We start from the raw sequence: 7,590 nt of genomic DNA on the forward strand, positions 1-7,590 counted from the left end.
GAACATTAAGCTAACTGCCAAATAAATAAGTACCCACACCCATGTAGACATAAATTACCTTATTATTTTTAATCACTTATTGGATAATTATAACTGATCTTAATAGTCTTATTTAACATAAAATCTCATATACGAAATTCAGTAGCCCAAAGTAGAAATGTCCGCTTTTAGAATATGAATTTGGTGTTATTGCTAAAGCTCGTGGCATGACTCAAAATCGCTAAAGAAGCAGGGATTGGGGTGAGGCACTCCACAAAGTCCTACGTCAGGATTAAGCACCACGTTTTGATACGATTAATCGTGTAGTGAATGCTTTAGGCGGCAGAGGTATTGAGTTCTTTAATATGCAGTTCAACGACTGTCATCAGGTTCTCAAATCCCTCAGTTTCCCCGGTATTCATCCGAGCCAACTCGGTCGAGTAGCTCGGATTATGATGCCTACTTTTAAAAAGGCACCCCCCACGATCAGTAAGCAGTTCTAGGGAACTTATGACGACCTGGGGTGGACTGAGTCCGTTTTACCCAATCTTCCGGATATTCTTGACTGTAAGAATCATAGTAATGACCTGACCAATATTCCTGATTGTATTCTTGGCATTCGTAATCTTGAGAAAAGTTGTGGGTGCTTTGTTGCGCTACAGCATGTTGCTGAAGTGTATTTTCAGCTGTTCTTTCCGCCTGATCTAAAGTCATGAAAATATCGAGCAAGGCTTGGCGTTGTTGATGATTCAGAAGTTTTGCGCTTTCGACAATCAGTTGTTTAGCGAGGTTTTTTGGCATGCATGGGTTTGCATTATTGAATTTAATCTGCATAGCAGTTTCCTAGATAAGAGTTTAATTATCTCCATCACTTCTCACGGCAATGGAGGCAACTTAACAGGGGTGAGAATACTGAATCTAGGATCAGCCAGCACAAAGCTGCCCTGCTAAGCTACCATAGGGACTGCTTAACAGTAGGCAAAAAAATAGCCGCAAGTGCGACATTTAATTGCACCTAGATTTTATCAGGTTCTCACGCCTGGACACAGATTTTGCTGCGTTGAAATAAGATTATCCAGTAAAAAGCAGGCCGTCAAGGTCCTAATCAGTAGTTCTTATAAAAACTGAAAAATCTAACTAAAAGGTGTCTATAAAATCGGTGACTATTTAGGAGTCTGAATTTTTAATAACTTTTCTTGAGAATTTTTGATCGCTAGATCTAGAATCTTTACTCCATCAGCAGTCTGTTGAAATAAAGTTAATTGATTTAAAACTTCAAAAAGCAACTCTATCTTTTCTTTAGGATTAAGATCCATAGCCCATACCTTCTTATAAATTCTTGTTTGTCGAAGTTTTACAGCTAAGTAACGATCAATCTGCACCTGCTTTAAAAGTTTTTCGGTATCCAACGCATCATCATTTTTGACTTTATAAGCACTTAAAACTCCACCACCCACTTCAAACTTACGTTGATTTTCGGCTTTACGTTTTTTTCCTGCATCTTTTTTCTGGATCTGACTCAAGTACAGCTCCAAATCAGCATATTGCAGTTTTTGAGCTTTGAAATTCAGATATCGGGTACACATCATCTTCAGAATATTTAGTTCAGCAACACCCAATTGATTGTCCTGGTATGCCTGAAAAAGCTCTATAAATTTAGCTTCATATTCAGTCTGTTTAGGTTTGGTAGAAAGCTCATCAAACAGCAACTGAAGCTTCAAATGTTCACGATAAGGTTTTAACGCTTCTTTCACTAAGATCTGATGAGCTTCAGACAACATTTCAAAATTAAAATCGTCCGCTTGTAGAACATCAATGACTTGATTTTGAAGTTCAGTCCGAGGGTGTCTCTCTAATAAAAACTCAACGAAAGCATGTAACTCTGCCATTTGTAAAAGTTGAGCTGGTCTACCGCGCTTTTTTGCTTTTTCCTGAGTCATATCATCTGCCGCCAAATTTTCAGAACTGCAACCTCTTCAAATATGGTTTTACCATATTTGAAGAGGGCAGTCTGAAAATAATTATTTAAAATAAAAATAAAATTTCTTGAAAAGAATTTTTATTTTTATTTTAAATAATTCGCACTTGACAGTTTCTCCTAATCGGAGAAACTAGTACGCAATGGGGCGCTTCCCCCTTGACCCCCTTCAACCGGATTTTTCAGCCATCCAGGCATTCCAAATCCGTGCGGTTTTCATTCCGTTTCACTGCATAAAAACCGATCCCAGACCAACAAAAAGGTGAGCATGGCCAGTTATCACTTCAGCGTCAAAAGTAAAAATAAAGGCTACGCCACCCAGCATTACCTCTATATTGCTCGGTTGATGCAGTACGAAGGCATCAGGAAAAAAAGCGAAGAAGTCCTAGAACATGTTGAACCTGGACGTTGCATGCCCGCCTTTGTCAAAGATCCGATTGAGTTTTGGCAGGCAGCCGATAGTCATGAACGAGCCAATGCCAAGGCCTACATGGAGTATGAAATTGCCCTACCAAATGAGTTCACGCCAGAACAGCGTAAAACGCTCATAGAGACGTTTTTAGACAAACATATAGTTCCACAGCAATATCCGCATTCATACGCCATACATAACGTTAAATCGCGCCTCAGTGGCGAAGATCAGCCTCATTGTCACATCATGTTCTCGCTAAAAGCCGATGACAGTATTGAACGGACAGCCGAACAATATTTCAAACGCTATAACCCCAAAGATCCAAGCAAAGGCGGTGCAAAGAAAATCCAGCTGCAGGATGGCCACGCAGACTATTCCACTTTTTTAATTTATATCCGAAAACAATGGGAAAACCATCTGAATGATGCCCTTGCACAGCACTGTCCAACCGTCACCTACACACTGGATGGCCAAGACATCACCATCAAAAATCAGGTTTCAGCTGACAACTATGAGAAATACAACGAGATCCATGGCACCTTGTATCTCCCGGAACCCAAATTAGGTGCTGGGAAACAGAATGAAACCGTGGAATACCTGGCTGAGATCCAGAAAATCCGGCTGCACAATGCCAAAGAACGAGAAATGGAACAAAAGCAGCGGCAACAGACGCAGACACATGAATATTTCTATTCATGCTTGAATGAGCCTTACACCTCACTCGAAGTCATGCACTACTTGAATTACTTGGCCAAAAAAGCCAAAAACCAAAAAGAACTCAATCAAGATTTCAAAGAAATCATCAAAACACAGAAGCCAATGCTTCAGACTGAACATTGGAACCTGAACAGGATGGATTACCAGCTGAAAAATTCACTCGAATATCCAGATCCCCAAATCGAGTTCAATCCTGTCTTAAAATCTCAGGCTGAACAATCGAAAGTTATTCAAACCAACCAACCTGCTGAATCTACTCTGTCATCCATACAGCCTAAACCAAAGAATGATGATTATGATTTTGGCGGTCCCTAGGTTTGATGTTTTCTATATACCTAGAAGGTATATAAAGAGCGTGTGCTACGATCGACTGATTAGCAAGTCGATTCATAATTTACAGCTTCTTTAAAAAGAAGCTGTAAATTATGAATTTCTTTTTCAGAACTAGGATTTATTTGTATTGCCATGTTTTTATTCTCTTTGAGCAAATATATCTGTTCATAACTAACACTTATCAGATCAGTACTTTTAAACGTCAGCTCACCATTTGAAAATAGTAAATGTAAATATGCCGTCTTATCGCAATAACTAATTTTTGAATACAATAAAATATGTTCTTCATTTTCTTTAAAAAAGTTCATGTGAACTCTCTCTTTTGGGCAGAAAATTGGAGCATAACAATTTTTAATTTTTCATGATTTCATACGTTGCATTTTTGGAAAAAAAGTTACTTTTGATTAAATAATGTTCAATTTATAAAAATTAAAACTACCATAATATGTGTAAAACATTTTATGTCCTATGCATATGGAATATTCAAAAAGTATTATTACTTAAGTAGCGACACTTTTTGGAATATCACCTAACTTTACAGAGCGAGTGTCTACGAGCGAACTGACATCATTAAAATTTCACCCGCTTTTTTCCCTGATTACAGGCTCCCCTTTACTTACGTGATTTAGAATCAGAGCGTCACGAAGTGCGCGAACGATAGAGCTTTTGCTTTTTATTCAAGCTACAACGAAATTAAGTAAAAAATTGCCCCCTAGAATCGAGCGAAAGCGAGATTCAATAGAGTTTGAGCGAAGCGAAAACCAAGGGCAATTTTTCATGACCTGGGCTTTTAATTATTTTTAAAGTTTTTAAATGCTTTTAGACATACTGAAAGCCTTTATTCACAATGGTTACAGACGCTATATGACTACGTTTACCTACCAATATGACTACGTTTACCTACCAATATGACTACGTTTACCTACCAATATGACTACGTTTACCTACCATAAATCTACAAAATATTTTCAGTAGATTTAACTACGTTTACCTTGCATAAATCTACATAATTATTAATATAGACTTATATTCATAAATAATAATGTAGATACATAAGATGCGGGATTTAGTTGTTAAAGACAATGCCTTAATCAACGCAAGCTATAACTTAGACTTAGTAGAACAACGTTTAATTTTATTGGCTATTGTTGAAGCAAGGGAAAGTGGGAAAGGGATTAATGCAAATGATCCTTTAGAAGTCCATGCAGAGAGCTATATCAACCAGTTTAATGTTGCAAGACAAACAGCCTACCAGGCCTTGAAAGATGCTTGTAAAGACTTATTCGCCCGACAATTTAGCTATCAAGAGATCAACAAAAGAGGGAATGTTGAGAATGTTCTAAGTCGTTGGGTTAGCGAAATTAGATATATCGATGATGAAGCAACAGTAAAGCTGATCTTTGCACCAGCTATTGTTCCCCTTATTACACGTTTGGAAGTACAGTTCACAAAGTATGAGTTACAGCAAATTAGTAATCTCAGTAGTGCTTATGCTGTACGTTTATACGAGTTATTGATTGCTTGGCGCAGTACAGGTCAAACACCAGTTATTGAACTAACAGAATTTAGAAACAAGATAGGTATTCTCGATGATGAATACACAAGAATGGGCAATTTTAAAGATCGGGTACTAAATCTAGCTATTGCTCAAATTAATGAACACACTGACATTACTGTTAAATACGAACAGCATAAAAAGGGACGTAACATTTCAGGTTTTTCATTTTCTTTCAAACAAAAGAAAGGAGTTACAGCTAATGCAAATAGTAAGAGTTCAAATACCCTTGATCTTTTCTCGAAAATGACCGATGCACAACGCCATTTGTTTGCTAATAAACTGTCAGAACTTGCTGACATGAGTAAGTACTCTCAAGGTACCGAAAGCTATGCACAATTTGCTATTCGAATTGCTGAAATGCTACAGAATCAAGAGAAATTTGAAGAACTACTACCGTATCTTAAAAAAGTAGGATTTAACGCAAAATAAACTTCATGTTCAGGTAGGATGTTCAGATGAACATCCGTGTACATGCACTGAGGGACTACATTGAACACAACAAAATTTAGCGTTATGGACGCTAGTAAAGCCTTTAAAAAATCACGAACAACAATCTATGAAGCTATAAAAAATGGAGAATTATCAAGGGATAATGATGGACTTATAGATCTATCAGAATTAATAAGAGTTTATGGAAATCCAATTGGTGTTCAGTCCAGTACACGTACTGAACAAGTTCAAAGGGATGCACCTGTACACGTCCAGTCTGAGGTTGAAAGTGTCCTAAAAGATCAGATTTCCTTACTTAAAAACCAGTTGGATTTAGCAAATCAAAGAGAAAAGTCTTTGCTGCAACATATCGAAGATCTCACCCATAGAATTGAGTTTAAAGGTGTCCTAGAACCATCTAAACAGGAAGATAAAAACCAGTCTGTAATGCAGAATACAGTCAATATACCTCAGCCTGTTCAACAGACTAATTCTGAGGTATTAACTACTCCTAGGCCAAGCGAGAATAAGCGAATTCCTGTTCCTGAGCATATTGAGCCTGAACCGGAGCAAAGAGGCTTCTGGAGCCGTTTCTTTAAGCCGTATGGCTGATCTGATTGTTCACCTGGGCTTATTAAACCCGTGGAACATTGGTTAAATAGTGGGCGTGGAACGTGAAGAATCGACAAAAAAGCCCAATCGGAGATGATTGGGCTTTTCACATCGACATAAGACACTGAAATTTAATGAAAAATCAAAAGCATTTCGTATAAGGTGTATTATGTTAATTTTAGAAAATCTTAAGATAATTATTAATGAGTGGCTTAATGAATAAAGAAATTTCTGTATTACTGCATGACGTTCCTACTCATGCAGATTACGCATGTGATGCAACAGATTTAGATCCAGAAGATATTCCTGAAGATCGTATAGAACAAGTCATAAATTTATTAAATTCTTCTGATGAAAATATTGTATTTGAGGCAGCAAAACTTCTGACTAATTGGGGACAATCCTCTGGTTTTGATGCATTAGTAAATTTATTAAATGAAAATAAATTAGTTGGTTATATAGATCATCGTTTACATGGTTATGATGATACACTTCAGCATGTACTTAGAGCTTTTGTTCGTTATTGGGCATTCCAAGCTGATCTAGGATTTGGTGAACAGGCTAGAATAAAAATATTTCATCCTATACAAAAGATTATAGAAATATCTAATACAGAACCATTTGATATTAGTCGCTTATTTTGGTTAATTGATGATGAAAAATACGATGAATATATTCCTTTAATTAAAAACCATTTAATCCAAATAATAGATCATCCTGAATTACAATTTTGGAAAATCCATGATGCTATTGAACTGATGCTGAAATTAGAGCCTGAGTTTGTTCATAATTTATTAGAAGAAAAAGGCAAAACATTGGAAGACTTTAAAATTAACACTTTATAAAGTTATACATTTAACATAATGGTGATTATACGCAATACACTTGTATATTAAATTAAATATCAAGCACTTATAAATTTCACCAAAGTTAAAAAATGCACAAAAAGCCGATTTTGAAACAAATCGGCGTTTTTATGTTCGATTCTGTAAGATTTTGCCAATAAAAAATGGAAGAACTTTGCAAAATTTACAATTTTGTATTAACATTTTTATATTAACAAAAAGCGATGCAACTATGGAAATTGAGTTTTCATGGGATGAGCATAAAGCAGAAACAAACCTCAAAAAACATGGTGTAGCTTTTGAAGATGCAACCTTAGTTTTTTATGATGCTCATGCCGTCTTCAAACAGGATCGCTTTGAAAATGGTGAATATCGTTGGCAAGCGATAGGTCTCGTACACGGGCAGACAGTTTTATTGGTGGCTCATACTGTACAAGATCATAATGGGATTGATCATATCCGTATTATTTCAGCACGACAGGCAGAGAAAAAAGAGAGGAAACAGTATGAGCAAAACCGTTACGTACAAAGTAGATTTGAATAAACCTCCTGTTTTGTCTGAAGAACAAAAGGCAAGACTTGAAGCTCTGGCTAAACGCGCAGACAGTGAAATAGACTTTTCCGACATTCCTGAACTTGATGAAAGCTTTTGGAAAAATGCTGTCCAAAATCCGTTTTATAAGCCAACTAAACAAGTGACTACAGTACGCATTGATGCAGATGTCAT

The 7,590-nt window shown here is 36.6% G+C and carries 9 protein-coding genes; 6 read left to right on the forward strand and 3 right to left on the reverse strand.

Going from position 1 to position 7,590, the window contains the following annotated elements; translation table 11 throughout:
• Nucleotides 1–465: 465 nt before the first annotated feature.
• A complete protein-coding gene (locus FTU45_RS14690) occupies nucleotides 466–813 on the reverse strand; it encodes a hypothetical protein (protein WP_004641894.1) in 348 nt (115 codons plus the stop codon).
• A 329-nt stretch (nucleotides 814–1,142) separates the two neighbouring features.
• On the reverse strand, nucleotides 1,143–1,919 hold the full coding sequence (locus tag FTU45_RS14695; RefSeq protein WP_179991695.1) for a hypothetical protein: 777 nt from the start codon (nucleotides 1,917–1,919) through the stop codon (nucleotides 1,143–1,145).
• Between the two features lie 306 nt (nucleotides 1,920–2,225).
• Here FTU45_RS14695 and FTU45_RS14700 point away from each other — a divergent pair, with 306 nt between their 5' ends.
• Nucleotides 2,226–3,401, forward strand: coding sequence for a MobA/MobL family protein (locus FTU45_RS14700; RefSeq protein ID WP_180000615.1), 1,176 nt, complete (start codon nucleotides 2,226–2,228; stop codon nucleotides 3,399–3,401).
• A gap of 59 nt (nucleotides 3,402–3,460) precedes the next feature.
• On the opposite strand, the gene FTU45_RS14705 is transcribed toward FTU45_RS14700, so the two are convergent.
• The gene (locus tag FTU45_RS14705) at nucleotides 3,461–3,727 is read right to left on the reverse strand and encodes a hypothetical protein (RefSeq protein ID WP_068975476.1); all 267 of its coding nucleotides are present in this window, start codon (nucleotides 3,725–3,727) and stop codon (nucleotides 3,461–3,463) included.
• Between the two features lie 749 nt (nucleotides 3,728–4,476).
• Between FTU45_RS14705 and repM the strand changes: the two genes are divergently transcribed.
• From repM to FTU45_RS14730, 5 genes are all read left to right on the forward strand, one after another.
• Nucleotides 4,477–5,406, forward strand: a complete 930-nt coding sequence (gene repM / locus FTU45_RS14710) for a replication initiation protein RepM (RefSeq protein ID WP_068975475.1) — start codon at nucleotides 4,477–4,479, stop codon at nucleotides 5,404–5,406.
• An 84-nt stretch (nucleotides 5,407–5,490) separates the two neighbouring features.
• Nucleotides 5,491–6,018: a plasmid replication DNA-binding protein gene (locus tag FTU45_RS14715; protein ID WP_068975474.1), complete on the forward strand. Its 528-nt coding sequence runs from the start codon at nucleotides 5,491–5,493 to the stop codon at nucleotides 6,016–6,018.
• A 215-nt stretch (nucleotides 6,019–6,233) separates the two neighbouring features.
• A complete protein-coding gene (locus FTU45_RS14720) occupies nucleotides 6,234–6,863 on the forward strand; it encodes a hypothetical protein (RefSeq protein ID WP_078194520.1) in 630 nt (209 codons plus the stop codon).
• 232 nt (nucleotides 6,864–7,095) lie between these two features.
• Nucleotides 7,096–7,407, forward strand: a complete 312-nt coding sequence (locus tag FTU45_RS14725; protein ID WP_086183165.1) for a BrnT family toxin — start codon at nucleotides 7,096–7,098, stop codon at nucleotides 7,405–7,407.
• Nucleotides 7,370–7,590: BrnA antitoxin family protein (locus FTU45_RS14730; protein ID WP_180076660.1), on the forward strand; the 221-nt coding region annotated here is incomplete at its 3' end. The genes FTU45_RS14725 and FTU45_RS14730, both read left to right, overlap by 38 nt.

It is taken from the genome of Acinetobacter sp. YH12106 (genome assembly GCF_013418995.1).
Lineage (GTDB): Bacteria > Pseudomonadota > Gammaproteobacteria > Pseudomonadales > Moraxellaceae > Acinetobacter > Acinetobacter pseudolwoffii.

What these genes read in the sequence shown, in the direction of transcription:
- FTU45_RS14690 (WP_004641894.1), bottom strand. Translation starts at nt 813, where the DNA reads ATGCAGATTAAATTCAATAATGCAAACCCATGCATGCCAAAAAACCTC.
- FTU45_RS14695 (WP_179991695.1), bottom strand. Translation starts at nt 1,919, where the DNA reads ATGACTCAGGAAAAAGCAAAAAAGCGCGGTAGACCAGCTCAACTTTTA.
- FTU45_RS14700 (WP_180000615.1), top strand. Translation starts at nt 2,226, where the DNA reads ATGGCCAGTTATCACTTCAGCGTCAAAAGTAAAAATAAAGGCTACGCC.
- FTU45_RS14705 (WP_068975476.1), bottom strand. Translation starts at nt 3,727, where the DNA reads ATGAACTTTTTTAAAGAAAATGAAGAACATATTTTATTGTATTCAAAA.
- repM (WP_068975475.1), top strand. Translation starts at nt 4,477, where the DNA reads ATGCGGGATTTAGTTGTTAAAGACAATGCCTTAATCAACGCAAGCTAT.
- FTU45_RS14715 (WP_068975474.1), top strand. Translation starts at nt 5,491, where the DNA reads ATGGACGCTAGTAAAGCCTTTAAAAAATCACGAACAACAATCTATGAA.
- FTU45_RS14720 (WP_078194520.1), top strand. Translation starts at nt 6,234, where the DNA reads ATGAATAAAGAAATTTCTGTATTACTGCATGACGTTCCTACTCATGCA.
- FTU45_RS14725 (WP_086183165.1), top strand. Translation starts at nt 7,096, where the DNA reads ATGGAAATTGAGTTTTCATGGGATGAGCATAAAGCAGAAACAAACCTC.